Origin of the sequence: Serratia sarumanii (assembly GCF_029962605.1) — a bacterium.
GTDB classification, from domain to species: domain Bacteria; phylum Pseudomonadota; class Gammaproteobacteria; order Enterobacterales; family Enterobacteriaceae; genus Serratia; species Serratia sarumanii.
The window spans coordinates 4,242,849-4,266,869 of the sequence record NZ_CP124750.1 but is presented as its reverse complement, the minus strand read 5'-3'; the positions used below and the strand labels follow the sequence as shown (position 1 = coordinate 4,266,869).

Below are 24,021 nucleotides of genomic sequence, written 5' to 3'. Positions count from 1 at the left end.
AAACGAATGGCACGTAGGCATGCAATACCGGAAATCTGGCGCTATGGGGTGAACGGATGGCGTTACGGATTGACGTTGGCGGGGCTGGCGCTGATGGCGCCGCTCAGCGTGGCGATGATGCTGTGGCTGCTGCCTGCAACACGGGCGGCGGATAACTGGCAGGTGGAGGGTTCCAATGGCGTGCTGCATATCAAGGGGGCGCTGGCCGAGAGTGCTTGCCGGTTGGAGATGGCTTCTGCTCGCCAGGATATTTGGCTGGGAGAAATGGCGACCGGAAGGCTTGAACAGGTGGGGGCTCGCGGTACGCCGGTGGCGGTTGAGTTGCGCCTGCGCGATTGCTTGCGTATTCGGTCGGCCAGCCGGGATGAGCGTACGGGTGCTTTAAGCTGGGCACCGGATCAACCGGCGGTCAGAGTGAGCTTCAGCGCGCGGGCCGATCGGGATAACCCGCAGCTGATAAAAGCGCAGGGGGTGAGCGGCATGGGATTGCGAATGCTGGATGAGCACGGCCGCAACGTGCGCTTGGGCAGCCGAGGTGAGCCGCTGTGGCTGACGCCGGGGAGCAATGCGCTGGCTTACTGGATTATGGCTGAGCGTACCGCGCAGCCTCTGGTGGCGGGCAGCTATCGTGCCGTGGTGGATTTTCATCTGAGCTATGACTGAGGGGTAACGGGTGAAAATGATAACCAGAGTACGACAAACCGCTGCGGCGTTGCTTCTGTGCGGCAGTAGCGTAATGGCCTTCGCACAGGCGGCGACAGTGAAAGTCAGTGTGACGGTGATGCAGCCTTTGCCCTGCACCATCAACGGCGGACGGCCGATTGAGGTGGATTTTGGCGATGAGGTGATGACAACACGCATTAACGGTAACTTTTACCGTATGCCGATAGATTTTTCGTTCACCTGTAATAATCCCTATAAAAACGCCATGCGGTTGCAGGTGCAGGGCGGCACCGCCAATTTCGGCCAGGGGCTGCTCGGCACCAGTCGGGATGGTTTGGCTATCCTCATCTTGCAAAGGCAAGGTGGGGATCAACTGCCGCTGAATTCCTGGCACAATTTTTCCTATCCCAATCCGGTTAAATTGGATGCCGTGCCGGTAAAGCGGAGCGGCGTCAATCTGGCGACGGGAGAATTCACCGCATCCGCAACGTTGCGAGTCGACTATCAATAACCCCTGGAGTGAATGCATGAAGCCGTGTTTTGTCTTTCCTGTAGTGTGTTTGGCTCTATGTTTCCAGGGGGCTGCGCTGGCTGCAGAGGAGGTTGCGATGCAATTTCGTGGCGGCTTGATTGCCCCGCCTCCTTGCACGATTAACGCCGGGGCGAAAATAGATGTCGATTTTGGCTCGCGCGTTGGGATCAAAAAAGTGGATGGCGTTAACTACCGCCAGGCGATCGATTACCACCTTGATTGTGAACCGGGGGCGCGCCCTTGGGAGCTAAGGTTAACCCTGAAGGGGAATGGCACCGCGTTTGATGGGGCCGCGCTACAGAGCAATAAAGCAGATCTGGGGATTCGCGTTTATCAAAATGACGAGCCTTTTGTGATCTACAGCTCCATTTCTATCGATCCCAGTAGCCCGCCGCGGCTGGAGGCGGTGCCGGTGAGCAGACCGGGGGCCACGTTGACGGAAGGCGCTTTTTTCGCGACCGCGACTTTGCTGGCTGAATTTTTCTAGGAGCTTGATATGAAAGTTTTTCCGTTTTTTTCTGCAGCAATGGCGTTATTGATTGTTTTCACTCCACACGCCCGGGCAGAGTATAACCTGTATTTTCATGGCGAGCTGGTGGCGGAACCCTGCGTGATCCCGCCTGGCAGTGAAATTATCCCGCTCGATTTTGGTACCGTGATAGATAAATACCTTTATAGCTATCAACGTACGTTAGCCGTTCCATTGGCCATTCAGCTGGCGGAGTGCGATCTGAGTCTGGGGCAATCCCTGACGGTAACTTTTGTCGGTAGCGAAAACGGTAGCTTACCAGGCTATTTAGCGTTGGATACCGGCAGCCAGGCCAGAGGCGTTGCAATCGGCTTAGAGAGTATGGAAGGTAAATCGCTGCCGCTGAATAAACGGGGCGAAAAGATCTCACTGGTAAGCGGTAATAATCAGATCCGTCTTCAGGCCTATATTCGAGGTGAGCCGCTTGCTCTACAAAGCAGAACCATTGTTCGTGGGGATTTTAGTGCTGCTGTCACCTTTAACCTGGAATATGAATAGATAGGTATGGGAGGTTAGGTTAAGGAGTTGTATTCTGCCATCGCGGTTATTTTACGGTGTAATCCATTCCTTATGCTTTTCCTCTGCCTGGGCCAATAAATTCGGTTGCCGCCAGTCTATCCGCATTGTTTAAGAGGTGAATAATGGAACGAATCAATATCGTTATTGATGATGACAATGCTTATTTCGTGGCGGGATTACGTTTCAGCATTACGGAATATGCGGAAAAAAATCATAAGACGGTAAGTTTTTTGTCGCCTGATGATGGCGTACAGGCTGATATGGTGATTGCAGCATCGATGTGGCGCGCACAACGATGGCGTAAAATGAATCCTTGCGAAGCTGTATCGGCTATCATGACCATTAAAGAAAAAAGAGTAGGGCGCGTTAATGAGAGTGAGAGTGTCCTTTATCGAACCGATAACCGGAGCAGACTATTTGAGTTGTTGGCGAAAAGCTTGGTTAAAAACTCTGCTGAAAAACAGCTTCTCGGTTATGTTCTGACGAGTAGGGAAAAACAGGTAATCGGTTTTCTAAAAAGAGGTTTTGATCAATCACAAACAGCCAAACTCCTAGGGATAAACGTAAAAACGGTACATAGCCATAAACGGTCGGTGATGAAAAAACTGATGCTGAATCGCCATCGAGAATTTATGTATTGGTTAATATCGCAAGATGACTAATCTTTTTTTGAAAATGATGGCTTACTATTTTAGCAGTTTTAGAGCTTTCTTTTTCTAACAAAAGGAACTTAAGTGTTTTTTTTGCTTTCTGCAGCAATACTCTTTTTATTTAGCCTGTTGTCTTTTTATATGCATATTAAATTAGTCAGGAAAAAACGGCTGATTATTAGCCGTCATAAAATTCCATGGTAGGAGACAACGCGTTAAATTTTAATAAACGGCGAAGCCGGCTTATTCATCTTGGGCACCGGTAAGAAGCGCCGGGGTATTGCTCATTCACACCTGGAAAGGCATTTCCTCGCCGGCGGCCACTTGCTGATTAACCAACAGAATAGGCTAACCAGAGTGTTTTCCGCCTGATACGAGCCCAGGCTGGTATGCTGCACAACAACCTTTCTGCCATTGATGATTGCCTGGCTGTAACCGACCCCGATCACTATCGCTTAACGCATGGCGTACCTGACAAATAATCGAACGCAGTTCGATGGAGAGTCCGTACCCCAGAAAGCGAAAAACCCGCCATAGGCGGGTTCTTCTGAATAGGGCGACCGGACTCGGACAACCGGCGCTGGCGCCGCGTTGAACAGCGCTTTAGCGCTGGCCCGCAGGGTGAGGCCTTTGGCCGAATAATCGAACGCAGTTCGATGGAGAGTCCGTACCCCAGAAAGCGAAGAACCCGCCATAGGCGGGTTCTTCTGAATAGGGCGACCGGACTCGGACAACCGGCGCTGGCGCCGCGTTGAACAGCGCTTTAGCGCTGGCCCGCAGGGTGAGGCCTTCAGGCCGAATAATCGAACGCAGTTCGATGGAGAGTCCGTACCCCAGAAAGCGAAAAACCCGCCATAGGCGGGTTCTTCTGAATATGGTGCCCGGACTCGGAATCGAACCAAGGACACGGGGATTTTCAATCCCCTGCTCTACCGACTGAGCTATCCGGGCAACGGGGCGCATTAAACCGTATTGGCCGGATGGCGTCAATCGCTTTCTGTCACAAAGCCGATCGGTTGCTCTATTTTCAGGCAGCGAACCCGGCGGGATGGGGGGCGGGGGGATATCGCCTTTCAATAAATATGCATATAAAACGTGTATTTATACCGCTAACACGAGCGCGGATTCTTATTTTTTAATTAAATAACAATGCATTATGATTTAATCAACGAGCGTTCAATCAAGGTGATTCTTGCTTGAACCCCGCAACGAATCATGCAATCATTGCGCAAATTTTAGCACTCTCCGTTCCCTGACGGTGTTCCCGCTTCTTATAAGCCAGAGGGTTATTGGCATGACTGGTTTTGTTGCTCAAGCGCTGCTGCGCACCAGACATCTTACGCCGCCACCGTTCCGCCGTTGTTTCCTCCGTACGCCATCCGCCCGAATACGCCTGCCGGCCATGCGGTAAGGCCGCCTGATGCTCGCTGTTAGGCATGCGTAAAGCCAGCGCTGCGGCCCTGATTTTACTGATGCCTGTCGGACGCTGCCAAGACCAGTTTTCCCGATAGCCGCCTGATGATCGCCGATCATGAGCCGGTCACGCACGCCGCTTATGCTGCCGTGCCCGGGTATCGCTTTTACCGGGATAACCGCGTTATCTCATTACCGTGCCGGTGGCACACCCTCATCCTTCACCGTTTGAGAGTCAGCATGATGAAAGAATTGAAAATCGCGACCAGCGCCAGCCTGGTCGCTACCATTGAGACGCTGCGTCAGATCGTGCGCGTAGAGCAGACGGACTACACCGACGTGGCGGCGGTGGTGGTGTCGGTCGCCGACGTGAACGCCGGCATTCTGGCGCGCTTGCAGGCGACGGGGTTCAACATCCCGACCTTCGTGGCGGTGGAAGGGGACGAGCATCTCTCGCCGGACTATCTGCCGTTCGTCAGTGGGGTTTTCGCGCTGCTGGCCGGCGCCAGCAAGCCGTTCTACATGGCACAGCTGGAGGCCGCCGCCGACGCCTATGAGCAGGCGCTGCTGCCGCCGTTCTTCAAAACGCTGAAGACCTACGTCGAGATGGAAAACTCGACCTTCGCCTGCCCGGGGCATCAGGGCGGCGAGTTCTTCCGCAAGCACCCGGCCGGCCGGCAGTTCTTCGATTTCTACGGTGAAACCCTGTTCCGTTCCGATATGTGCAACGCCGACGTCAAGCTGGGCGATCTGCTGATCCACGAGGGGTCGGCTAAGGATGCGCAAAAGCACGCGGCGCGGGTGTTCAACGCCGATAAAACCTACTTCGTGCTCAACGGCACCTCGGCGGCCAACAAGGTGGTGACCAACGCGCTGCTAACCCGTGGCGATCTGGTGCTGTTCGATCGCAACAACCACAAATCCAACCACCACGGCGCGCTGATCCAGGCCGGCGCCACGCCGGTCTATCTGGAAACCGCCCGCAACCCGTTCGGCTTTATCGGCGGCATCGACGCGCGCTGCTTCGACGAACGCTACCTGCGTGAGCAGATCCGCGAAGTGGCGCCGGAGAAGGCGGCGGCGGCGCGGCCGTTCCGGCTGGCGATCATTCAGCTCGGCACCTACGACGGCACGATTTACAACGCTCGCCAGGTGATCGACACCATCGGCCATCTGTGCGACTACATCCTGTTCGACTCCGCCTGGGTGGGTTACGAAGGCTTTATTCCGATGCTGAAAGAGTGCTCGCCGCTGCTGCTGGAGCTGGACGAACACGACCCGGGCATTTTCGTCACCCAGTCGGTGCATAAACAGCAGGCGGGGTTCTCGCAGACCTCGCAGATCCACAAGAAAGACGATCATATCAAAGGGCAAAAGCGCCACTGCAACCACAAGCACCTGAACAACGCGTTCATGCTGCATGCGTCGACCAGCCCGTTCTATCCGCTGTTCGCCGCGCTGGACGTCAACGCCAAGATGCACGCCGGCCCCGCCGGGCGCCGCATGTGGATGGACTGCGTCAAGCTGGGCATCGAGACGCGCAAACAGCTGCTCAAGCGCTGCTCGCAGCTGAAGCCGTTTATTCCGCAGCAGGTGGCGGGCAAAGACTGGCAGGATCACGATACTGACCTTATCGCCAACGACGCGCGCTTCTTCACCTTCGTGCCGGGGGAGACGTGGCACGGCTTCGAAGGCTATGCCCAGGATCAGTATTTGGTCGATCCGTGCAAGCTGCTGCTGACCACGCCGGGCATCGACGCCGCGACCGGCCAATACACCGAGTTCGGCGTGCCGGCCACCATTCTGGCCAACTTCCTGCGCGAGAACGGCATCGTGCCGGAGAAGTGCGATCTCAACTCGATCCTGTTCCTGCTGACCCCGGCGGAGAACCCGGCCAAGATGGAACAGCTGGTGGAGATGCTGGCACAGTTCGAACGCTATGTTGCAGAGGACGCGCCGCTGAGCGTGGTGCTGCCGACGGTGTACCGCAAGAACGAGCAGCGCTACCGCGGTTACAGCATTCGCCGGCTGTGCCAGGAGATGCACGATCTGTACGTCAGCTTCGACGTCAAACAGCTGCAAAAGGAGATGTTCCGCCAGGATCATTTCCCGCCGGTGGTGATGAACCCGCAGGACGCCAACGTGGAGTTTATCCGCGATAACGTCGAGCTGGTGCCGATCGGCCAGGCGGAAGGGCGCATCGCGGCGGAAGGCGCCTTGCCGTACCCGCCGGGCGTGCTGTGCGTGGTGCCGGGCGAAGTGTGGGGCGGCGCGGTGCAGCGCTACTTCCTGGCGCTGGAAGAGGGCATCAACCGCCTGCCGGGCTTCTCGCCGGAGCTGCAGGGGGTCTACATCGAGAAAAAAGATCACGGCTGGAAGCGCATCTTCGGCTATATGATCAAGCCATAGAAAAAGGGCCGGTTCGCACCGGCCCTTCTCATTTATCCACGCGGAACGCGTTACTTCCTGCGGTAGCTCTTCTGCGCGGTATTCACTTTCACCAGATAGCGGCGCGACTCGGCGGCCGGGTGCTTGGTGGTCAGCGTCTGATACACGTCGCCCGGCTGCATGGCGTTGATGATGCCCACCGCGCGCGTTCTGTCGCTGGAGAACACCCGCAGCACGCTGCCGGCGCCGCCGTTGTAGGCGGTGATCACCGCATAGCGGCGCGAGGTCGGGTTCTGAATGCCGCCCAGGTAGTTGTTCTGCAGGATCGCCAGGTAGGCGGTGCCGGTGTCGATGTTGTTCTCCGGATCGAACAGGTAGCTGCGGCTCGGGGTGCCCCACTTGCCGCGCATCTGGAACACATCCTTGCCGGCGGTATGCTGCATCACCTGCATCAGGCCCAGCGCGTCCGAACCGCTCACCGCATACGGGTTGAAGCTCGATTCGGTCTGCATGATAGCCAGGATCAGCGACTCGTCCACGCCGTATTTTTCCGACGCCTTGCGCACCATCGGCAGGTATTTGTGCGCACGCTTGTCCAGGTGGTTCGGCACCAACTGGATGGTGACCGAGTAGATCACGTGCAGGCCGGAGGTGCGTTTTTGCAGCTTGGTCTGCAGCAGGTAATCGGCGAAGTGCGCCGCGCGCCATTCCCAGCGGATCGGCGCGCCCTTGTTATCCAGCACCTGGCCGTACAGGAACGGTTCTTTGCTGATCTGGATATCGTTGGCGTCGGAATAGAGATCGATGGACCCCGGATCGTCACCCATCAGCAGCGTGCTGATTATCGCCTGGCGCAGGTGCGCGGCCGGATCGGTGGTGGCGATGGTCTCGATGGTAATGGCGCCGGTGTCGAAGTTGATGTGGCTGCGGGTTTGGTATTGGTCGGTATATTTGACGTAGTCTTTCGGCCCGGCGATCAGAACTTCGTTCAGACCCCAGATGTTCTCGATGTTGTGGGCGAATTGGCCCATCAGAATGTCGAAACCGTTGGTATCTTTAATCCAGGCTTCGTTGATTTCTTCACTTTTTTTGCCGGAACAGGAGATCAGCAAAGGCGCTATTACGAGCAAAGCTAAAATTTTCTTCATCTTAAAGCCGTTTGGAAGAAGTATAAGAGGGTTGAAGCGGGCCAGCGCCTGGCCCCAACAGCGTTATTCGCTCGGCGGCGTATAGCCTTCGATGTGCACGTCGTGCCCTTCGAACAGGAACTTGATCATTTCCTCTTCCAGCAGCTTGCGGTCGTCCACGTTCATCATGTTCAGCTTCTTCTCGTTGATCAGCATGGTCTGCTTTTTCATCCACTCGCCCCAGGCTTCCTTGGAGATCTCGTTGTAGATGCGCTTGCCGACGTCACCGGGATAAAGCTGGAAGTCCTGGCCTTCGGCGTCGCGCTGCAGGAAAGTACAAAAAATGGTGCGGCTCATGCTAATTCCTCATCGATGGCGCTATCGCCATATAAGTTTTGTTGGATCGGGGGCTGCTTCGCCAGCTGTTGCAACAGGCGATCCACCGGCGCTGCCAGCCCGACCGACGGCGGCTGCGCTAAGTTATACCAGAGACCTGCGCCCTCATCCATGCCGCTGCCCACCGCGTCGAGCGACAGCCACATCGGCACGATATCGAGGTGGAAATGGCTGAACGTGTGGCGAAACGCGGTCAGCTGTTCCAGGCGCTTGCCTTTCAGACCGCGCTGCTGCAGCCAGAGTTCCAAATCAACGCGCGCGCTGAACTGCGGGAAGCAGAACAGGCCGCCCCACAGGCCTACCGCCGGGCGCTGTTCCAGCCACACCCGGTCGCCGTGCTGCAGCAATAAGAAGTAGGCGGTTTTTTCCGGCAGGGTCTGTTTGGGTTTCTTGCCGGGGTAGTTGGCCCAGCTGTGATTGGCGTAAGACAGGCAGCCGACGTTGAGCGGGCAGAGTTCACACTTGGGCTTGGAGCGGGTGCAGACCATGGCGCCCAGATCCATCATCGCCTGGTTGAACTGGCCGACGCCCTGCGCCGGGGTGACCTCTTCGCTGATTTTCCACAGCCGGTTTTCGACCTCTTTCTTGCCCGGCCAGCCCTCCACCGCGTAGCAGCGGGCCAGCACGCGCTTCACGTTGCCGTCGAGGATCGGATAGTGTTGGCCCAGCGCCAACGACAGCACCGCGCCGGCGGTAGAGCGGCCGACGCCCGGTAAATCGGCGATTTCTGCGAAGGTTGTCGGGAACTCGCCGCCGTGCTGTGCGACAATGGTCTGCGCCGCCTTGTGCAGGTTGCGGGCGCGGGCGTAATAGCCGAGGCCGGTCCACAGATGCAGCACTTCGTCCAGCGGGGCCTCCGCCAGCGCGCGCACGTTGGGAAAACGGGCCATAAAGCGCTGAAAATAAGGAATGACGGTGGCAACCTGGGTCTGTTGCAACATCACCTCGGAGAGCCATACTTGATAGGCGGTTTTCTCCAGCTGCCACGGCAGGGTCTTGCGGCCGTAGCGCTGATACCAGTCAAGCACCACCTGTGCGAATTGTTGTGCTTGCATCATGAGCAGCGTCGTTATCCGGCAGAAAATGAAGCGAGATTGCAGCATAGAGTCATGGTGCTGTAAACCGGAACTTTCCGACGCCGCACGGCGGGTACAGAAGATGAACACTTGCTAAACCAATGTATCTTTGCATAATGCGCGTTTCCCTAATTGGCAGCCAAACAGACAGAAAGCACTATGATTAATGACGTCATCTCCCCGGAATTTGATGAGAACGGCCGCGCGATGCGCCGTATCCGCAGTTTTGTCCGCCGCCAGGGGCGGCTGACCAAAGGCCAGCAGCACGCGCTGGAGAACTATTGGCCGGTGATGGGCGTGGAGTATCAGGCTGACGCTGTCGATCTCGCCGCGCTGTTCGGCCGCGAAGCGCCGACGGTGCTGGAGATCGGTTTTGGCATGGGCGCCTCGCTGGTGACCATGGCGGGCAACAACCCGCAGCAGAACTTTTTAGGGATTGAGGTGCACTCGCCGGGCGTGGGCGCCTGCCTGGCCGACGCCCACGAGGCGAAGCTGAGCAACCTGCGCGTGATGTGCCACGACGCGGTTGAGGTGCTGGAAAACATGATCCCGGACGGCTCGCTGGACATGGTGCAGCTGTTCTTCCCCGATCCGTGGCACAAGGCGCGCCACAACAAGCGCCGCATCGTGCAAACGCCGTTTGTCGAACTGGTGCTGCGCAAGCTGAAGACCGGCGGCGTCTTCCACATGGCCACCGATTGGCAACCTTATGCGGAACATATGTTAGAGGTTATGAACGGGGTCGCAGGCTACCGTAATCTTTCCAGCGATAATGATTACGTGCCGCGTCCGGATTCGCGCCCACTGACGAAATTTGAATTACGCGGCCAGCGCCTGGGACATGGCGTTTGGGACTTGATGTTTGAGAGGAAAGAATAATGGCTAAGAACCGCAGTCGTCGTTTACGTAAAAAGTTGCACATTGAAGAATTTCAGGAGTTGGGTTTTTCCGTAGCTTGGCGCTTCGCCGAAGGCACGTCGGTGGAAGACATCGACAGCACGCTGGATACCTTCATCGATGAAGTGATCGAGCCGAACGGCCTGGCGTTTGACGGCAGCGGCTACCTGCAGTGGGAAGGTCTGATCTGCCTGCAGAAGATCGGCCACTGCACCGACGAGCATCGCGAGCTGGTGAAAAACTGGCTGGAAGCGCGCAAACTGAGCGACGTTAAGGTCAGCGATCTGTTCGATATCTGGTGGGATTGATCGCGCTTGCCCGATGAGCGCGGCTTCGCGCCGCGCCGTTTTATTGATCTAAGGTGCCTTAACGGCGCCTTTGTTTTGCCCGGAGTGTGACCGAGGTGGTAACAACATTGGATAACGCGTTGCTGGAGGAGATCCTGCAACAGGTGCGCCCGTTGATTGGCCAGGGGAAAGTGGCCGACTACATCCCGGCGTTGGCGGAAGTGCCCGCCGATCGGCTGGCGATCGCCGTATGCACGGTGGACGGCGAACTGTTCCAGGCCGGCGACGCCGCGGAGCGCTTCTCCATTCAGTCGATCTCCAAGGTGCTGAGCCTGACGCTGGCTCTGACGCGCTATCAGGAGCCTGAGATCTGGCGGCGCGTCGGCAAAGAACCTTCCGGCCTGCCGTTCAATTCGCTGCTGCAGCTGGAGATGGAACAGGGCAAACCGCGCAATCCGTTTATCAACCCCGGCGCGCTGGTGGTGTGCGACATGCTGCAAACCCGGCTCAGCGCCCCCAAACAGCGGATGCTGGAGGTGGTGCGCCAGCTGGCCGGCGAAGACGACCTGGCCTATGACCTGCGGGTGGCGCGCTCCGAGTTCGAACACTCCGATCGCAATGCGGCCATCGCCTACCTGATGAAGTCGTTCGGCAACTTCGAGAACGACGTGATCACCGTCCTGCAAACCTATTTCCACTACTGCGCGCTGCGCATGAGCTGCGTGGAGCTGGCGCGCAGCTTCGTCTATCTGGCCAATCACGGCCGCGATCTCAACGGCGAGACGGTGATCAGCCCGCTGCAGGCCCGGCAGATCAACGCCCTGATGATGACCAGCGGCATGTACGACGGCGCCGGCGAATTCGCCTATCGGGTGGGGATGCCGGGCAAGTCCGGCGTGGGCGGCGGCATCGTGGCTATCGTGCCGGGCGAGCTGTCGATCGTCGTCTGGTCGCCGGAGCTGGATGCTTCCGGCAACTCGCTGGCGGGAACTGCGGCGCTGGAACTGTTGTCTCAACGTATCGGTCGTTCGATTTTTTAATCCCAATCTGGATGGGAGTCAGGAGAAGCTATGTTGAAGAAAACCGGGTTAGCCTTACTGCTGCTGGCGGCGACTGCCGCGCAGGCCCACGCCGAGTACCAATGCAGCGTTAAACCCCAGGATGATGTGATCATCAGCCCTCAGAGCGTGCAGGTGAAAGGCGCCAGCGGCGACCTGCAAATTTCGCCGGATGGCGACGTGATCCGCAACGGCCAGGCGCTGAGCCTGAACGACAGCCAGCGGCAGAAAGCCTTCAGCTACCAGAGCGCGCTGCGCAAGCAGCTGCCGTGGATCGACGACGGCGCGCAGCAGCACCTGGAGAAAGCCCGTTCGGCGCTGGATAAGGTGATCGTCAAAGAGCTGGGCAGCAACAGCAACGTGCGCAACCGGCTGACCACCCTGAACGGCCAGCTGAAACAGCAGATGAACCGCATCATTGAGCACCGCAGCGACGGCCTGACCTTCCACCACAAGGCGATTGACCAGGTGGAACAGGACGGCCGCAACATCGTGCAGCAAAGCATGGGCGGGGTGCTGCAGGACAGCCTGAACGAGATGGGCGTCAAACAGGCCGCCAACAGCGGCGGCAATCCGCTACAGGCGATCATGGGCAACCTGGGCGGCTTGCAGAAGGCGATCCAGAACGAATGGAACAACCAGGAGCAGGACTTCCAGAACTTCGGCCGCGACGTTTGCAACCGCGTCACCGCACTGGAAACCCAGCGCAAGGATCTGCTGAAGGCATTGAAGTAACGGATAGATATCGCATATCCATATCAGAGACGCTGAGGCGAAGCGAAATTCTGGTTGATACCTATCAGGCATTGTTTTTGGAGGCTTGGCATGAGTACGGCTAAACGCGTCAGCTTTGGGACGCGTTGGACGAGGATGTTTCCGTTGAGGGATTGCTGAAGGGGCGTGGCGACGTGACGCATCGCCCTCATAATGCCGCCTGAACATGAAAAAAAGCGCTGATTATTCAGCGCTTTTTTTTACTCGTCGTCCGCCAGGAACAGTTCCAGCAGCGAGTTGAGGAACAGTTTGCCCTTCTCGGTGATCTGCCAGTGCTCCGCGGTTTCTTCCAGATAGCCTTTGGCCAGCGCTTCGTCCAGCTGCGGGCGAATGACGCTTTCCGCCAGCCCGGTGTAGTTGACGAAGTCGGCGCGCGGCGCGGCTTCCAGCAGGCGGAAGCGGTTCATGAAGAATTCGAACGGCCGATCCGCCGTCGCCACCTCATGCTGCTTGTCCATGTAGTCGCCGCGCATAAAGCCGCGCGGGTGCTTGGTCTTGGCGGTGCGCAGGATGCGCCCGTCGCTGAAGGTCACCTTGCCGTGCGCGCCGCAGCCGATCCCCAGATAGTCGCCGAAGCGCCAGTAGTTGAGGTTGTGCTGGCATTGGTAGCCCGGCTTGGCGTAGGCCGAGGTTTCATACTGCTGATAGCCGGCGGCGCTCAGCAGCTGGTGGCCGCGTTCGAAGATGTCCCACAGCGCGTCGTCGTCCGGCAAGACCGGCGGGCGCGAGCTGAACAGGGTGTTCGGTTCGATGGTCAGCTGATACCACGACAGGTGCGGCGGATTGAGGGCGATAGCCTGGCGCAGATCGTCCAGCGCCTCTTCCAGCGACTGATCCGGCAGGCCGTGCATCAGATCGAGGTTGAAGCTGCGTAGGCCGAGGCCGGTCGCCAGCGTCGCCGCGCGCTTGGCCTCTTCCGGGCCGTGGATGCGCCCCAGGCGGGTCAGCTTCTCGGCGCTGAAGCTTTGCACCCCGATGGAGATGCGGTTGACGCCGGCGCGCTGGTAGCCACTGAAGCGATCGGCCTCCACGGTGCCGGGGTTGGCCTCCATGGTGATTTCGGCGTCGTCGGCGACGTGAATGCGCGCCCGCACGCCGTCCAGCAAGGCTTGCATCGCCTCGGCGCTCAGCAGGCTGGGGGTGCCGCCGCCGATGAAGATGGTGCTTATCTCCCGGCCGCCGGCCAGCGGCAGGTCGGCATCCAGATCCGCCAACAGATGATCGACATACTCCTGATGCGGCACGTCACCCTTCAGCGCATGGGAGTTGAAGTCGCAGTACGGGCATTTCTGCACGCACCACGGGATGTGGATGTAGAGACTCAGCGGGGGCAGCTTAAGCATTGCGCATGCCTTCCAACATCAGCTTCAGCGCCTTGCCACGGTGCGAAATCGCTCGCTTCTCGTCGCGGCTCAGCTCGGCGGCGGTGCGGCCCAGCTCCGGCACATAGAAGACAGGATCGTAACCGAAACCGCCTTCGCCGGCGGCTTGCTCGGTGATTTCGCCGGCCCAGCTGCCGTGGAACACCAGCGGCGTCGGATCTTGCGCATGGCGCAGATAGACCAGCACGCAGTGGAATTGCGCGCCGCGCCGGCCTGGCGCCACGTCTTTCAGCGCCGCCAGCAGCTTGTCGAGGTTCTGCCGATCGTCGGCGTCTTCACCGGCGTAGCGCGCGGAGTAGATGCCCGGTGCGCCTCCCAGCGCGTCTACCGCCAGGCCGGAGTCGTCGGCGATCGCCGGCAGGCCGGTGACCTGTGCCGCATGGCGCGCTTTCAGAATGGCGTTTTCGATAAACGTCAGCCCGGTTTCTTCGGCGGATTCCACGCCCAGATCGGTTTGCGCGACCACGTCCAGGCCGAAATCGGCCAACAGGTCGGCGAGTTCGCGCACTTTGCCCGGGTTACCGGTGGCAAGAACGACTTTTTGCATAATGACTACCTTGAAAATTATTCGATGAGCGCCGCGACCACGGCGGGGATCTGTTGCGGATTCACGATGCGTAACTGTTTATGCCGCCCCAGTTCGCCTTTCTCGATGGTGACGTTGCTTTTCGCCACTTTGAACTGCTTGGCGATAAACTTGATCAGATGGGCGTTGGCTTGGCCGTCGACCGGCGGGGCGGTGATGGCGACTTTCAGTTCGTCGCCATGCAAGCCGATAATTTGGTCGCGGCTGGCTTTCGGCTGAATATATAGCCTGATCGCCAGCCCGTCCAGCACCGGAGTGACTGCACTCACAGCAGGAACCAGATCTCGCCGAACAGATCCATGCCCAGGTAATTGATCAGATAGAGGATCAGGATCACCACCATGGCGGAAAAGTCGATGCCGCCCATCGCCGGGATGATGCGACGGATCGGCGCCATCAAGGGTTCGGTGAGCTGGTACATTACATAGTCGATGGGGCTGCGGCCCTGACTGATCCAGCTCATCAGCGCACGAATGATCATCACCCAGAAGATCAGGTAGCCGGCAGACTTCACCAGCGAGATCAGGCCGAACAGCAGGTTATAGGGGCTGAGCGACATCGCGCCGCCCTGGATCAGCAGCAGCAGCGGGTACTTGATGGTCATCAGCAGGAACGCCAGCAGCAGCGAAGCGCTGTCGATGGGCCCCAGCGACGGGATGATGCGGCGCAGCGGGCCGACCACCGGCTGGGTGATCTTCACCACAAACTGCGAGAACGGGTTGTAAAAATCGGTGCGTGTCCATTGCATCCAAATGCGCAGCAACAGCACCATCACGTACAGATCAATAACGGTCTTGACCAGGAAAGTCAGCGTTAGCATGAAGTGGTCCTTCTCCTTAACTCATGGTTATTTAAAATAATTTTTCCATCTCTTGCGCGCGGGAAACGGCGGCCTGCATCGCTTGCGCCACGGTTTCCGGCAGCTGGCGTTCATTGAACACCCGCAGCGCTTCAGCGGTGGTGCCGCCTTTGGAGGTCACCTGCTCGCGCAGCGTGCCCAGCGGCGTATCCGGGTTGGCTTCCACCAGCGCGGCGGCGCCGGAAGCGGCCTGCTGCACCAGATCGCGCGCGGTCTGGCTGTCGAAGCCCATACGTTCGGCCTCTTGTTGCATCGCCTCCATAAACAGGAAGAAATAGGCCGGGGCGCTGCCCGCGGCGGCGATCACGCCGTTGATGCCATTTTCGTCATCGACCCAGCAAACTTTACCGACCGACGCCATTAAATCGCCGGTGTAGTCGCGATCCTGCTGGCTGACCTGCGCCGGCGCGTACAACCCGCTCATGCCCTTGCCGACCAACGACGGGGTGTTGGGCATGATGCGCACGATGTCCAGCTTGTCGCCGAGCAGCTGATAGAAACGGTTGACCTGAATACCGGCGGCGATCGACAGCACCAGTTTGCCGCTGAAATCGACCTGCTCGCGCAGCGGTTGGCAAACGTCGGCCATCATCTGCGGTTTGACCGCCAGCACCACTACTTCGGCCGCGCGCGCGCAGGCGACGTTGTCGCCGCTGCTGACGATGCCATAGTCCGCCGCCAGCGCATCGCGGTTTTTCGCCGAAGGGGCGCAGACGCTGATGGATTTGGCCGGATAGCCGCCCGCCACCAGGCCGGCGATGATTGCACGCGCCATGTTGCCGGCGCCGATAAAGGTAATCTTGCGATGTTGCATCAAATCCCTCGTCTGTTTGTCAGGCCTGCGAGTAGTCGCGGGCGCCAAAAATTGCGGTGCCGATGCGCACCAGGGTGCTGCCTGCGGCAATCGCTGCCGCCATATCGTCCGTCATGCCCATAGATAGCGTATCGGCCTGCGGATAACGCTGACGCAGGGCGAGAAAGGCGTCGTTCATCTGGTTGAATACCGCCAGCTGCCGCTGATAATCCGCTTCTGGCGCCGGGATGGCCATCAGGCCGCGCAGCGTCAGGTTCGGCAGCGCGGCGATCGCTTCGGCCAGCGCTGGCAGTTCGCTTAACGCGATGCCGGATTTGCTTTGCTCGTCGCTGATGTTGATTTGAATCAGCACGTTGAGCGGCGGCATGCCGGCCGGGCGCTGATCGCTCAGGCGCTGGGCGATGCGCAGCCGATCTACGGTGTGGCACCAGGCGAAGTGTTCCGCCACCAGCCGACTCTTATTGGATTGCAGCGGGCCGATAAAGTGCCACACCAGCTCGCCGTCCTGCGGCGACTCGGCGAAATGCCGGATCTTGTCTACCCCTTCCTGCACGTAGTTCTCGCCGAAGGCGCGCTGGCCGGCGGCGATGGCTTCTTCGATCGCCGCCACAGGTTTGGTTTTGCTGACTGCAAGCAGGGCAACTTCTTCTGGCGCCCGCGCGCAGTTTTGCGCGGCGGCCGCGATGCGGTTTCTGACATCCTGCAGGTTCTGTTGGATAGTGCTCATTATTGACCCGGGAGAGTGATATGGATATCGATGAATTCGTGGCCCTTAGTGTAAAGCATAATGCTTCCGATCTGCACCTTTGTGCCGGCCATCCGCCGATGTTGCGCATCGACGGTGAACTGCAGCCGCTGGCGGCGGCGCCAACGCTGACGGCGCAAGGCGTGCAGGCCCTCTGCGACGGATTGCTGAATGCGCAGCAGCGCGAGAGCCTGCGGCGGCTGGGGCAGGTCGATCTGGCGTTGCACCGGCCGGGCGGGGAACGGCTGCGGGCCAACGTTTTTCAGCAAAGCGCAGGGATGTCTCTCGCGTTGCGGCGCATCGCCGGGCAGGCGCCCTCGCTTGCCGAGCTGGCGGTGCCGGCCATCGTCCCGGCGCTGCTGCGGCGCGACGACGGGCTTCTCCTGGTCACCGGCGCCACCGGCAGCGGCAAGTCCACCACGCTGGCGGCGATGATCGACGAGATCAACCGGCACCAGCCGCGGCACATTTTGACGCTGGAGGATCCGATCGAATTCCTGCACCGCAGCCGGCGTTCGCTGATCCAGCAGCGGGAGATCGGCCGCGACAGCCACAGCTTCGATGCGGCGTTGCGCGCCGCGCTGCGCGAAGATCCGGATGTGATCCTGCTGGGTGAGCTGCGCGATATCGCCACCATCCGGCTGGCGCTCACCGCGGCGGAGACCGGGCATCTGGTGCTGGCGACGTTGCACACCCGCAGCGCGCCGCAGGCGGTGGAACGGCTGGTGGACGTGTTTCCGGCGGAAGAGAAACCCTATGTGCGCGCCCAGCTGGCCGGCAGCCTGCAGGCGGTGATCGCGCAAAAGCTGATGAGGCGGCCCGGCGGTGGGCGAGTGGCGATCTTTGAGGTGCTGACGGCGACGGCGGCGGTCAGCAACCTGATCCGCGAAGGGAAAACCCATCAGTTGGCGAGCGTGTTGCAAACCGGCGCGCAGTCCGGCATGCAAACCTTTGAGCAAGGTTTGCAGCAGCGGATCGACGCCGGCGTGTTGGGGGAGAGTGCGGGGGAGGGAACGGAGGGTTAACCCAGCTGCCGTTCGAACCAGCTTTCGAGGATCACCACCGCAGAGGCGGAATCCACGCTGCCTTTGTCGAGCGCGCGGAAGCCGCCGCGATCGAACAGGTTGGCGCGCGCTTCCACGGTGCTCAGGCGCTCGTCATGCAGATCGATTTGGATGCCGAAGCGGCCGTGCAGGCGGTTGGCGAACTTGCGCGCCTGGGCGGTCACGGGTTGTTCGGTGCCGTCCATGTTCAGCGGCAGGCCGACCACCACCAGATCCGGCTGCCACTCCTTCAGCAGCTTTTCGATTTTCAGCCAGCCCGGCGAGCCGTCCTGCGCTTTGAAGGCCGGCAGGGCGCGGGCGCTGCCGGTCAACTCCTGGCCGACGGCCGCGCCGATGCTTTTGGTGCCGAAGTCGAAGGCGATAATGGTGCGGTTGCTCATCAGGCGTGTCCTGCGTGGTTGGCGATGCTGCGAATGTCGATACCCAGAAGGTTCCCCGCCTCGCGCCAACGGCTGGCGATCGGCGTGCGGAACAGAATGTCGGTGTTGGCCTCGATGGTCAGCCAGGCGTTCTCCAACACCTCCTGCTCCAGCTGGCCCTTTTCCCAACCTGCATAACCCAGCGCCACCAGCACGTCGTCCGGTTGTTCCGGGGTGCCGAGCGTTTCCAGCACGTCTTTCGAGGTGGTGATCATGGTGTTGGGGGAAATTTGAATGCTGGCACCGAAGCCGTGGCGCGGCGTATGCAGGATAAATCCGCGATCGTCCGCCAGCGGGCCGCCGGCGAACACCGGCTTGTCCAGGCTGATGGCCGGATCGCGCGCAGGCGGCATGATCTTCAGCTTGCTCAGTACCGTGGCTACCGTGAACTGCTCCACCGGTTTATTGATCACCAAACCCATGGCGCCTTCTTCGTTGTGCTCGCAGACGTAAATCACCGAGCGCTTGAAGCGAGGATCCTGCAGGGTGGGCATGGCGATCAGAAAATGGTGCTGTAAATTCATGGCGTTAGTATAAGGTAATCAATGGATGAGAAAATAAACAGCCGCCAGTATGCGGCTATACCCGCCGCCTTTCAAGCCGCGTGCAAAGGCGTGCTTTGGCGGGCGCGATGCAGGATAGCGGGCGGCAGGCCGCCCGCATGGCGCATTACTTCGCCGCCAGGCGCTTTTCAATCGCGTCCATCAGCATGCCGGTAATCGAGATCGGGAATGCCGCCTCAATTTCGCGCGCGCAGGTTGGGCTGGTCACGTTGATTTCGGTCAGGCGATCGCCGATCACGTCCAAGCCGACGAAGATCAGCCCTTTCTCTTTCAGCGTCGGCGCGACGGCGCGGGCGATTTTCCAGTCGCTCTCGCTCAGCGGACGCGCTTCGCCGCGGCCGCCGGCCGCCAGGTTGCCACGGGTTTCGCCCTGCGCCGGAATGCGCGCCAGGCAGTAAGGCACCGGCTCGCCGTCGACGACCAGAATGCGTTTGTCGCCGTCCTTGATCGCCGGCAGGAAGTTCTGCGCCATGCAGAAACGGCTGCCGTGTTCGGTCAGGGTTTCGATGATCACCGACAGGTTAGGATCGTCCTGCTTCACGCGGAAGATAGACGCGCCGCCCATGCCGTCCAGCGGCTTCAGGATGACGTCGCCGTGCTGCTGGTGGAATTTGCGGATGTGCGCGGCGCTGCGACTGACCAGCGTGTCCGGCGTCAGTTCCGGGAACCAGGCGGTGAAGAGCTTCTCGTTGCAGTCGCGCAGGCTTTGCGGCTTGTTGACCACCAGCGTGCCTTTGACTTCGGCGCGCTCCAGAATGTAGGTCGCGTAGATGTATTCGGTATCGAACGGCGGATCCTTGCGCATCAGGATCACGTCCAGATCGTGCAGCGCCAGATCCTGCTCGCTGCCGAAGCTGAACCAGTTCTCCTTGTCTTCCTTCACGCTCAGCAGGCGGGTGCGGGCGCGCCCGTCACCGGCGTGCAGATAGAGATCGTTCATCTCCATGTAGTGCAATTCGTAACCGCGGCGCTGCGCTTCGAGCAGCATGGCGAAGCTGGTGTCTTTCTTGATGTTGATGGAATCGATAGGGTCCATCACGATGCCGAGCTTAATCATCTTTTCTCCTTTAACCCAGGTCGCCGAAGCGGACCTGCAGAGCGGTAATGGCGGTGAGCGCTGTGGTTTCGGTACGCAGCACGCGTGGCCCCAGCAGAATATCAGTAAATCCGTGGTTGGTGGTCATGGCGATTTCGTCGGCGGACAAACCGCCTTCCGGGCCGATCAGCAGGCGGACGCGGTCTACCGGCTGCGGCAGCGTGTTGATGCTGTGGCTGGCGCGCGGATGCAGGTTGAGCTTCAGGCTGCCGTCCTGCTCGGCGCACCAGGCTTCCAGCGACATCGCCTCGCGGATTTCGGGAATGCGGTTACGGCCGCACTGTTCGCAGGCGGCGATGGCGATCTTTTGCCATTGCTGGATTTTCTTCGCCAGACGCTCGCCGTCCAGTTTGACGCCGCAGCGCTCGGAAAACAGCGGGGTAATGACGTTGACGCCCAGCTCGATGGATTTCTGAATGGTGAACTCCATCTTCTCGCCGCGCGAGATCACCTGGCCCAGATGCAGGTTGAGCGGCGATTCGATGTCATCCACGCGGCCGTCGCCGAGGCGCACCAGCACGCTCTTTTTGTCCACCCGAACTATCTCGGCGTCGAACACCTGGTTGCTGCCGTCGAACAGCTGCAGCGCCTGGCCGGCGCTCATGCGCAGCACGCGGCCGACGTGGTTGGCGGCGTCCTCGCTCAGGGCGATCTCCGCCCGATTGGTCAACGGCTGCGGATGGTAAATGCGGGGTATGCGCATGGGTAGTCTGATCCTGACGAAACGGCGCCGCGGGTTGGCGGCGCCATGAAAGATAAAGGCTATAGTAGGTTAGCTTTTCCGCTGCTGACAAGCCTGTTGAATATAGGGGTTGTGGTTGCCCTGCACCTTGGCGATACGTGCTTCACGCTGACATTCCCATTGGCTCACCGGATATTGCCGGTTCCACACCTCGAAGAGCTGGGTTTGCTGGCGTGACAGCCGCAGCTGGTAGCGATCGCGCATGTAGAAGTAGGTGCGGGCGATGGCGCCGCGGGCGCGGGCGGGCGGCTCCGCCTGTTTATTCTTGAAGTCCACCTTCATCGGGCATTGCCCGTACTGGCCGGCGCCGCCGTTCCATTGGCTGTACATGAAGTTATTGCGGTCGCCGTTCACTTCGCCGATCGCCGGCTGCAGGTTGTGCAGATCGGTTTCTATCTGGCGATAGGTGGCGTCCTTGTTGCAGTTTTTGCGCCCGCCGTCCTGCCAGCACTGCAGCTGGTGGCCGAACTGCCAGGCCGGCACCACGTGTTCCCACTCGATACGCTGCGCGCGCTGGGCGTTTTTACGCACCTGATAGCCGCAGCCGGCGAGATCCGGGATGCCCTTCTTGCCTTGCCAGTCGATGCGGCAGCCGCAGTAAAAACTGCCCGGCGCATCCTGGTTAATCTTGGCCGCCGCCGCCTTGGCCTGAGAAAAGTTATTGATGCCGTGCGCCTGTACGGCGCCTGCGGCGAAAACCGCGATAAACAAAATTCTGCGAAGCATATTCCAAAACAGCTCAAAATTGGAAAAGCAGGCAGGGTAACGGAACTTGCCGGCAGTGGCAAATGGCGATATTTGCTTGTTTTAACGTATAAATCGTTTAACTAAAGGTTCTCGTTAGCGAGAAATTTCAGTTTTTCGCCACACCGGCGGCAGCGGTATTCGCTTTCGCCGCGCAGCACGCGATTATGGCGGCGGATGGTGAGCTGGTGCTGCCCGCAGCCGCAGCGATAGGGGAAGGTTTTGCTTTGCACCGAGGCGGTTTCGAAGCGGTGGGTGCGGCTGGCGGGGGTCAGCAGCACGTTTTCCATCATCCAGCGCCATTCGCGGCCGTGCGGCGCCACCCGGCCGAATTGGCGAAACACCAGCAGGTGCGCCAACTCGTGCGGCACCACTTCATCGATAAACGGCTGTTGGTTTTCCAGCAGCAGCACCGGATTCAGGCGGATTTCCCAGCTTTGCAGCCAGGCGGTGCCCGCGCTGGTGCCGCGTTGCTGATAGACGATGCTGGGTTCGGGGAACTCGACGGCAAAATGCCGGCGGGCCAGCTGCAGCTTTTCTCGCAGGCAGCGCATTACCGCTTGTTGCAGCGCGATGGGGATTCTCGGTTTGTTCATTGCGGCCTAGCTTAAGCAATGGCGCGGCGGCTGACAATACGCCCCGCGTAAATCGCATCCGGCGCTTTTTCGCCACATTGATAAGACGATCGCCGCCGATGGATTGTAATCAATGTGTTAACTGCGGGATAATAAAGCGTGCATGATGAGCCTGTACCCGCAGTTCTCACCGAGCAAGGTTGAAACGCCGCCTGTGGTAATCCCTTACGCAAAGAGCGGTTATTTTGCGATTTGGCGCAATAACTGACTGATTAAAAATACGTAAGGTGGAGGCAGTTTTTTGACAAGGCGCCGAGCCGTGCGCCGCAAGTGTGAATTTAACGCAGCTGATGTTGCAAGTGAGAGATCAATGTCGAATAAACCGTTCCACTATCAAGATCCGTTCCCGCTGAAGAAAGACGATACCGAATACTACCTGCTGAGCCGCGACCACGTTTCCGTGAGCGAATTTGAAGGCCAGGAAATTCTGAAAGTTGCCCCTGAAGCGTTAACCCTGCTTGCCCAGCATGCGTTCCACGACGCCTCGTTCATGCTGCGCCCGGCGCACCAGCAGCAGGTGGCCGATATCCTCAAAGATCCGGACGCCAGCGAAAACGACAAGTACGTTGCGCTGCAATTTCTGCGTAACTCAGAAATCGCCGCCAAGGGTATTTTACCGACCTGCCAGGACACCGGCACGGCGATCATCGTCGGCAAAAAGGGCCAGCGCGTCTGGACCGGCGGCGGCGATGAAGCCGCGCTGTCGCGCGGGGTGTACAACACCTACATCCAAGAGAATTTGCGCTATTCGCAGAACGCCGCGCTGGATATGTACAAAGAGGTCAACACCGGCAGCAACCTGCCGGCGCAGATCGATCTCTACAGCGTGGACGGTGAAGAGTATAAGTTTCTGTGCATCGCCAAGGGCGGCGGTTCCGCCAACAAAACCTATCTGTATCAGGAAACCAAGGCGCTGCTGTCGCCGGGCAAACTGAAAAATTACCTGGTCGACAAGATGCGCACGCTGGGCACCGCGGCTTGCCCGCCGTACCACGTGGCGTTCGTCATCGGCGGCACCTCGGCGGAAGCGACGCTGAAAACCGTCAAGCTGGCTTCGACCAAGTATTACGATGGTCTGCCGACCGAAGGCAATGAGCATGGCCAGGCGTTCCGCGATCTGGAACTCGAAGCGGAATTGCTGCAAGAAGCGCAGAACCTGGGTCTGGGCGCGCAGTTCGGCGGCAAATACTTCGCGCACGATATCCGCGTGGTGCGCCTACCGCGCCACGGCGCGTCGTGCCCGGTCGGCATGGGCGTCTCCTGCTCCGCGGATCGCAACATCAAAGGCAAAATCAACCGCGACGGCATCTGGCTGGAAAAACTGGAGCACAATCCGGGGAAATTCATTCCTCAGGAGCTGCGCCAGGCCGGGGAGGGCGAGGCGATCAAGGTCGATCTCAACCGTCCGATGGCCGAGATCCTCAAACAGCTGTCGCAGTACCCGGTTTCCACCCGCCTGTCGCTGAGCGGCACCATCATCGTCGGCCGTGATATCGCGCACGCCAAGCTGAAAGAGCGCCTGGATCGCGGTGAAGGCCTGCCGCAGTACGTCAAGGATCACCCGATCTACTACGCCGGCCCGGCCAAAACGCCGGAGGGCTACGCGTCCGGTTCGCTGGGGCCAACCACCGCCGGGCGTATGGACTCCTACGTCGATCTGCTGCAATCCCACGGCGGCAGCATGATCATGCTGGCGAAAGGCAACCGCAGCCAGCAGGTAACGGATGCCTGCCACAAGCACGGCGGTTTCTATCTCGGCAGCATCGGCGGCCCGGCGGCGGTGCTGGCGCAGCAGAGCATCAAGAGCCTGGAGTGCGTGGAGTACCCTGAGCTGGGCATGGAAGCGATCTGGAAAATCGAGGTGGAAGATTTCCCGGCGTTTATCTTGGTGGATGACAAAGGCAATGACTTCTTCCAGAAGATCCAGGCCGGTCAGTGCTCCAGCTGCCTGAAATAAGCGCGGCCCCCTTCGCCGCCTGCGGGCGGTGAAGGGGATTGTGTAAAGTCCTGTAGCCTGCTGGACGGCGAGTTTTAACCTGTATACCCTACGCGGACAGCACTAA

Annotated in this window: 27 protein-coding genes, 1 tRNA gene and 1 pseudogene; 13 read left to right on the top strand and 16 right to left on the bottom strand. The window is 59.5% G+C overall.

Annotated features, from left to right (window positions below):
* Positions 1-6: 6 nt before the first annotated feature.
* The 5 genes from SSARUM_RS20225 to SSARUM_RS20205 all read left to right on the top strand — a co-directional run bounded on the left by SSARUM_RS20225 (position 7) and on the right by SSARUM_RS20205 (position 2,905).
* Complete coding sequence (locus SSARUM_RS20225; RefSeq protein ID WP_048321943.1) at positions 7-663, top strand: fimbrial protein; 657 nt, start codon at positions 7-9, stop codon at positions 661-663.
* Positions 664-679: 16 nt separating this feature from the next.
* Positions 680-1,174, top strand: coding sequence for a fimbrial protein (locus SSARUM_RS20220; RefSeq protein WP_071883847.1), 495 nt, complete (start codon positions 680-682; stop codon positions 1,172-1,174).
* A 97-nt stretch (positions 1,175-1,271) separates the two neighbouring features.
* Positions 1,272-1,682, top strand: a complete 411-nt coding sequence (locus SSARUM_RS20215) for a fimbrial protein (RefSeq protein ID WP_223182023.1) — start codon at positions 1,272-1,274, stop codon at positions 1,680-1,682.
* Between the two features lie 9 nt (positions 1,683-1,691).
* Entirely contained in the window at positions 1,692-2,222 is a 531-nt protein-coding gene (locus SSARUM_RS20210; RefSeq protein ID WP_140926942.1) for a fimbrial protein, read from the top strand.
* 143 nt (positions 2,223-2,365) lie between these two features.
* Positions 2,366-2,905, top strand: a complete 540-nt coding sequence (locus SSARUM_RS20205; RefSeq protein ID WP_033649102.1) for a LuxR C-terminal-related transcriptional regulator — start codon at positions 2,366-2,368, stop codon at positions 2,903-2,905.
* 863 nt (positions 2,906-3,768) lie between these two features.
* Here the strand turns inward: SSARUM_RS20205 and SSARUM_RS20200 are convergent.
* Positions 3,769-3,844 (bottom strand) — tRNA-Phe (locus SSARUM_RS20200).
* Positions 3,845-4,549: 705 nt separating this feature from the next.
* Here SSARUM_RS20200 and speF point away from each other — a divergent pair.
* Complete coding sequence (gene speF / locus SSARUM_RS20195; protein ID WP_033649629.1) at positions 4,550-6,715, top strand: ornithine decarboxylase SpeF; 2,166 nt, start codon at positions 4,550-4,552, stop codon at positions 6,713-6,715.
* Between the two features lie 50 nt (positions 6,716-6,765).
* Here speF and mltC read toward each other — a convergent pair whose 3' ends face one another.
* From mltC to mutY, 3 genes are all read right to left on the bottom strand, one after another.
* On the bottom strand, positions 6,766-7,842 hold the full coding sequence (gene mltC, locus SSARUM_RS20190) for a membrane-bound lytic murein transglycosylase MltC (RefSeq protein WP_033649581.1): 1,077 nt from the start codon (positions 7,840-7,842) through the stop codon (positions 6,766-6,768).
* Between the two features lie 63 nt (positions 7,843-7,905).
* Positions 7,906-8,178 carry an oxidative damage protection protein gene (locus SSARUM_RS20185; RefSeq protein ID WP_004937404.1) on the bottom strand — a complete coding sequence of 91 codons (273 nt, stop codon included), beginning with the start codon at positions 8,176-8,178 and terminating at the stop codon, positions 7,906-7,908.
* Entirely contained in the window at positions 8,175-9,275 is a 1,101-nt protein-coding gene (gene mutY, locus SSARUM_RS20180) for an A/G-specific adenine glycosylase (RefSeq protein ID WP_223182024.1), read from the bottom strand. The genes SSARUM_RS20185 and mutY overlap by 4 nt, the downstream gene beginning before the upstream one ends.
* 177 nt (positions 9,276-9,452) lie before the next feature.
* Between mutY and trmB the strand changes: the two genes are divergently transcribed.
* The 5 genes and pseudogenes from trmB to SSARUM_RS20155 form a co-directional block, all read left to right on the top strand.
* On the top strand, positions 9,453-10,172 hold the full coding sequence (trmB, locus tag SSARUM_RS20175) for a tRNA (guanosine(46)-N7)-methyltransferase TrmB (RefSeq protein WP_004937410.1): 720 nt from the start codon (positions 9,453-9,455) through the stop codon (positions 10,170-10,172).
* A complete protein-coding gene (locus SSARUM_RS20170) occupies positions 10,172-10,498 on the top strand; it encodes a YggL family protein (RefSeq protein ID WP_025304256.1) in 327 nt (108 codons plus the stop codon). The genes trmB and SSARUM_RS20170 overlap by 1 nt, the downstream gene beginning before the upstream one ends.
* Before the next feature lie 95 nt (positions 10,499-10,593).
* Positions 10,594-11,517 (top strand): glutaminase B, encoded by a 924-nt coding sequence (gene glsB / locus SSARUM_RS20165; RefSeq protein ID WP_033649631.1) that lies wholly within the window; start codon positions 10,594-10,596, stop codon positions 11,515-11,517.
* Between the two features lie 30 nt (positions 11,518-11,547).
* Positions 11,548-12,270: a YggN family protein gene (locus tag SSARUM_RS20160; RefSeq protein ID WP_033635949.1), complete on the top strand. Its 723-nt coding sequence runs from the start codon at positions 11,548-11,550 to the stop codon at positions 12,268-12,270.
* Between the two features lie 116 nt (positions 12,271-12,386).
* A pseudogene (locus tag SSARUM_RS20155) lies at positions 12,387-12,473 on the top strand (DUF2442 domain-containing protein); the annotation flags it as partial.
* A 36-nt stretch (positions 12,474-12,509) separates the two neighbouring features.
* On the opposite strand, the gene hemW reads toward SSARUM_RS20155, so the two are convergent.
* From hemW to SSARUM_RS20125, 6 genes are read right to left on the bottom strand one after another with little or no spacing between them, the layout of a single operon-like run.
* Entirely contained in the window at positions 12,510-13,652 is a 1,143-nt protein-coding gene (hemW, locus tag SSARUM_RS20150; RefSeq protein WP_060388228.1) for a radical SAM family heme chaperone HemW, read from the bottom strand.
* Positions 13,645-14,238, bottom strand: coding sequence for an XTP/dITP diphosphatase (locus SSARUM_RS20145; RefSeq protein WP_060388227.1), 594 nt, complete (start codon positions 14,236-14,238; stop codon positions 13,645-13,647). Before SSARUM_RS20145 ends, hemW begins: the two co-directional genes overlap by 8 nt.
* Before the next feature lie 17 nt (positions 14,239-14,255).
* A complete protein-coding gene (gene yggU, locus SSARUM_RS20140; RefSeq protein ID WP_004948014.1) occupies positions 14,256-14,546 on the bottom strand; it encodes a DUF167 family protein YggU in 291 nt (96 codons plus the stop codon).
* The gene (locus SSARUM_RS20135; RefSeq protein WP_033635944.1) at positions 14,543-15,097 is read right to left on the bottom strand and encodes a YggT family protein; all 555 of its coding nucleotides are present in this window, start codon (positions 15,095-15,097) and stop codon (positions 14,543-14,545) included. Before SSARUM_RS20135 ends, yggU begins: the two co-directional genes overlap by 4 nt.
* Before the next feature lie 31 nt (positions 15,098-15,128).
* Positions 15,129-15,950 carry a pyrroline-5-carboxylate reductase gene (gene proC, locus SSARUM_RS20130; protein ID WP_033649586.1) on the bottom strand — a complete coding sequence of 274 codons (822 nt, stop codon included), beginning with the start codon at positions 15,948-15,950 and terminating at the stop codon, positions 15,129-15,131.
* A 19-nt stretch (positions 15,951-15,969) separates the two neighbouring features.
* Positions 15,970-16,677, bottom strand: a complete 708-nt coding sequence (locus SSARUM_RS20125; protein ID WP_060426992.1) for a YggS family pyridoxal phosphate-dependent enzyme — start codon at positions 16,675-16,677, stop codon at positions 15,970-15,972.
* A gap of 20 nt (positions 16,678-16,697) precedes the next feature.
* Here SSARUM_RS20125 and SSARUM_RS20120 point away from each other — a divergent pair, with 20 nt between their 5' ends.
* Entirely contained in the window at positions 16,698-17,720 is a 1,023-nt protein-coding gene (locus SSARUM_RS20120) for a type IV pilus twitching motility protein PilT (protein ID WP_060430992.1), read from the top strand.
* On the opposite strand, the gene ruvX is transcribed toward SSARUM_RS20120, so the two are convergent.
* The 6 genes from ruvX to SSARUM_RS20090 all read right to left on the bottom strand — a co-directional run bounded on the left by ruvX (position 17,717) and on the right by SSARUM_RS20090 (position 21,919).
* Positions 17,717-18,139 (bottom strand): Holliday junction resolvase RuvX, encoded by a 423-nt coding sequence (gene ruvX, locus SSARUM_RS20115; protein WP_140926780.1) that lies wholly within the window; start codon positions 18,137-18,139, stop codon positions 17,717-17,719. The genes SSARUM_RS20120 and ruvX overlap by 4 nt on opposite strands.
* Entirely contained in the window at positions 18,139-18,702 is a 564-nt protein-coding gene (locus SSARUM_RS20110; protein ID WP_033635940.1) for a YqgE/AlgH family protein, read from the bottom strand. Before SSARUM_RS20110 ends, ruvX begins: the two co-directional genes overlap by 1 nt.
* Before the next feature lie 145 nt (positions 18,703-18,847).
* A complete protein-coding gene (gshB, locus tag SSARUM_RS20105) occupies positions 18,848-19,798 on the bottom strand; it encodes a glutathione synthase (protein WP_047729854.1) in 951 nt (316 codons plus the stop codon).
* Between the two features lie 10 nt (positions 19,799-19,808).
* A complete protein-coding gene (gene rsmE / locus SSARUM_RS20100) occupies positions 19,809-20,540 on the bottom strand; it encodes a 16S rRNA (uracil(1498)-N(3))-methyltransferase (RefSeq protein WP_060430995.1) in 732 nt (243 codons plus the stop codon).
* 69 nt (positions 20,541-20,609) lie between these two features.
* Positions 20,610-21,305: a deoxyribonuclease I gene (gene endA / locus SSARUM_RS20095; RefSeq protein ID WP_033649591.1), complete on the bottom strand. Its 696-nt coding sequence runs from the start codon at positions 21,303-21,305 to the stop codon at positions 20,610-20,612.
* Between the two features lie 101 nt (positions 21,306-21,406).
* Positions 21,407-21,919 carry a SprT family zinc-dependent metalloprotease gene (locus tag SSARUM_RS20090; protein ID WP_060429432.1) on the bottom strand — a complete coding sequence of 171 codons (513 nt, stop codon included), beginning with the start codon at positions 21,917-21,919 and terminating at the stop codon, positions 21,407-21,409.
* Positions 21,920-22,268: 349 nt separating this feature from the next.
* Between SSARUM_RS20090 and fumA the strand changes: the two genes are divergently transcribed.
* The gene (gene fumA, locus SSARUM_RS20085; protein ID WP_033649593.1) at positions 22,269-23,915 is read left to right on the top strand and encodes a class I fumarate hydratase FumA; all 1,647 of its coding nucleotides are present in this window, start codon (positions 22,269-22,271) and stop codon (positions 23,913-23,915) included.
* Positions 23,916-24,021 lie beyond the last annotated feature (106 nt).

What these genes read in the sequence shown, in the direction of transcription:
- SSARUM_RS20125 (WP_060426992.1), bottom strand. Translation starts at nt 16,677, where the DNA reads ATGAGCACTATCCAACAGAACCTGCAGGATGTCAGAAACCGCATCGCG.
- SSARUM_RS20205 (WP_033649102.1), top strand. Translation starts at nt 2,366, where the DNA reads ATGGAACGAATCAATATCGTTATTGATGATGACAATGCTTATTTCGTG.
- speF (WP_033649629.1), top strand. Translation starts at nt 4,550, where the DNA reads ATGAAAGAATTGAAAATCGCGACCAGCGCCAGCCTGGTCGCTACCATT.
- SSARUM_RS20225 (WP_048321943.1), top strand. Translation starts at nt 7, where the DNA reads ATGGCACGTAGGCATGCAATACCGGAAATCTGGCGCTATGGGGTGAAC.
- mutY (WP_223182024.1), bottom strand. Translation starts at nt 9,275, where the DNA reads ATGATGCAAGCACAACAATTCGCACAGGTGGTGCTTGACTGGTATCAG.
- fumA (WP_033649593.1), top strand. Translation starts at nt 22,269, where the DNA reads ATGTCGAATAAACCGTTCCACTATCAAGATCCGTTCCCGCTGAAGAAA.
- hemW (WP_060388228.1), bottom strand. Translation starts at nt 13,652, where the DNA reads ATGCTTAAGCTGCCCCCGCTGAGTCTCTACATCCACATCCCGTGGTGC.
- mltC (WP_033649581.1), bottom strand. Translation starts at nt 7,842, where the DNA reads ATGAAGAAAATTTTAGCTTTGCTCGTAATAGCGCCTTTGCTGATCTCC.
- SSARUM_RS20090 (WP_060429432.1), bottom strand. Translation starts at nt 21,919, where the DNA reads ATGAACAAACCGAGAATCCCCATCGCGCTGCAACAAGCGGTAATGCGC.
- proC (WP_033649586.1), bottom strand. Translation starts at nt 15,950, where the DNA reads ATGCAACATCGCAAGATTACCTTTATCGGCGCCGGCAACATGGCGCGT.
- gshB (WP_047729854.1), bottom strand. Translation starts at nt 19,798, where the DNA reads ATGATTAAGCTCGGCATCGTGATGGACCCTATCGATTCCATCAACATC.
- rsmE (WP_060430995.1), bottom strand. Translation starts at nt 20,540, where the DNA reads ATGCGCATACCCCGCATTTACCATCCGCAGCCGTTGACCAATCGGGCG.
- ruvX (WP_140926780.1), bottom strand. Translation starts at nt 18,139, where the DNA reads ATGAGCAACCGCACCATTATCGCCTTCGACTTCGGCACCAAAAGCATC.
- endA (WP_033649591.1), bottom strand. Translation starts at nt 21,305, where the DNA reads ATGCTTCGCAGAATTTTGTTTATCGCGGTTTTCGCCGCAGGCGCCGTA.
- trmB (WP_004937410.1), top strand. Translation starts at nt 9,453, where the DNA reads ATGATTAATGACGTCATCTCCCCGGAATTTGATGAGAACGGCCGCGCG.
- SSARUM_RS20145 (WP_060388227.1), bottom strand. Translation starts at nt 14,238, where the DNA reads ATGCAAAAAGTCGTTCTTGCCACCGGTAACCCGGGCAAAGTGCGCGAA.
- SSARUM_RS20160 (WP_033635949.1), top strand. Translation starts at nt 11,548, where the DNA reads ATGTTGAAGAAAACCGGGTTAGCCTTACTGCTGCTGGCGGCGACTGCC.
- SSARUM_RS20110 (WP_033635940.1), bottom strand. Translation starts at nt 18,702, where the DNA reads ATGAATTTACAGCACCATTTTCTGATCGCCATGCCCACCCTGCAGGAT.
- SSARUM_RS20170 (WP_025304256.1), top strand. Translation starts at nt 10,172, where the DNA reads ATGGCTAAGAACCGCAGTCGTCGTTTACGTAAAAAGTTGCACATTGAA.
- SSARUM_RS20220 (WP_071883847.1), top strand. Translation starts at nt 680, where the DNA reads ATGATAACCAGAGTACGACAAACCGCTGCGGCGTTGCTTCTGTGCGGC.
- SSARUM_RS20210 (WP_140926942.1), top strand. Translation starts at nt 1,692, where the DNA reads ATGAAAGTTTTTCCGTTTTTTTCTGCAGCAATGGCGTTATTGATTGTT.
- SSARUM_RS20185 (WP_004937404.1), bottom strand. Translation starts at nt 8,178, where the DNA reads ATGAGCCGCACCATTTTTTGTACTTTCCTGCAGCGCGACGCCGAAGGC.
- SSARUM_RS20215 (WP_223182023.1), top strand. Translation starts at nt 1,272, where the DNA reads ATGCAATTTCGTGGCGGCTTGATTGCCCCGCCTCCTTGCACGATTAAC.
- SSARUM_RS20120 (WP_060430992.1), top strand. Translation starts at nt 16,698, where the DNA reads ATGGATATCGATGAATTCGTGGCCCTTAGTGTAAAGCATAATGCTTCC.
- SSARUM_RS20135 (WP_033635944.1), bottom strand. Translation starts at nt 15,097, where the DNA reads ATGCTAACGCTGACTTTCCTGGTCAAGACCGTTATTGATCTGTACGTG.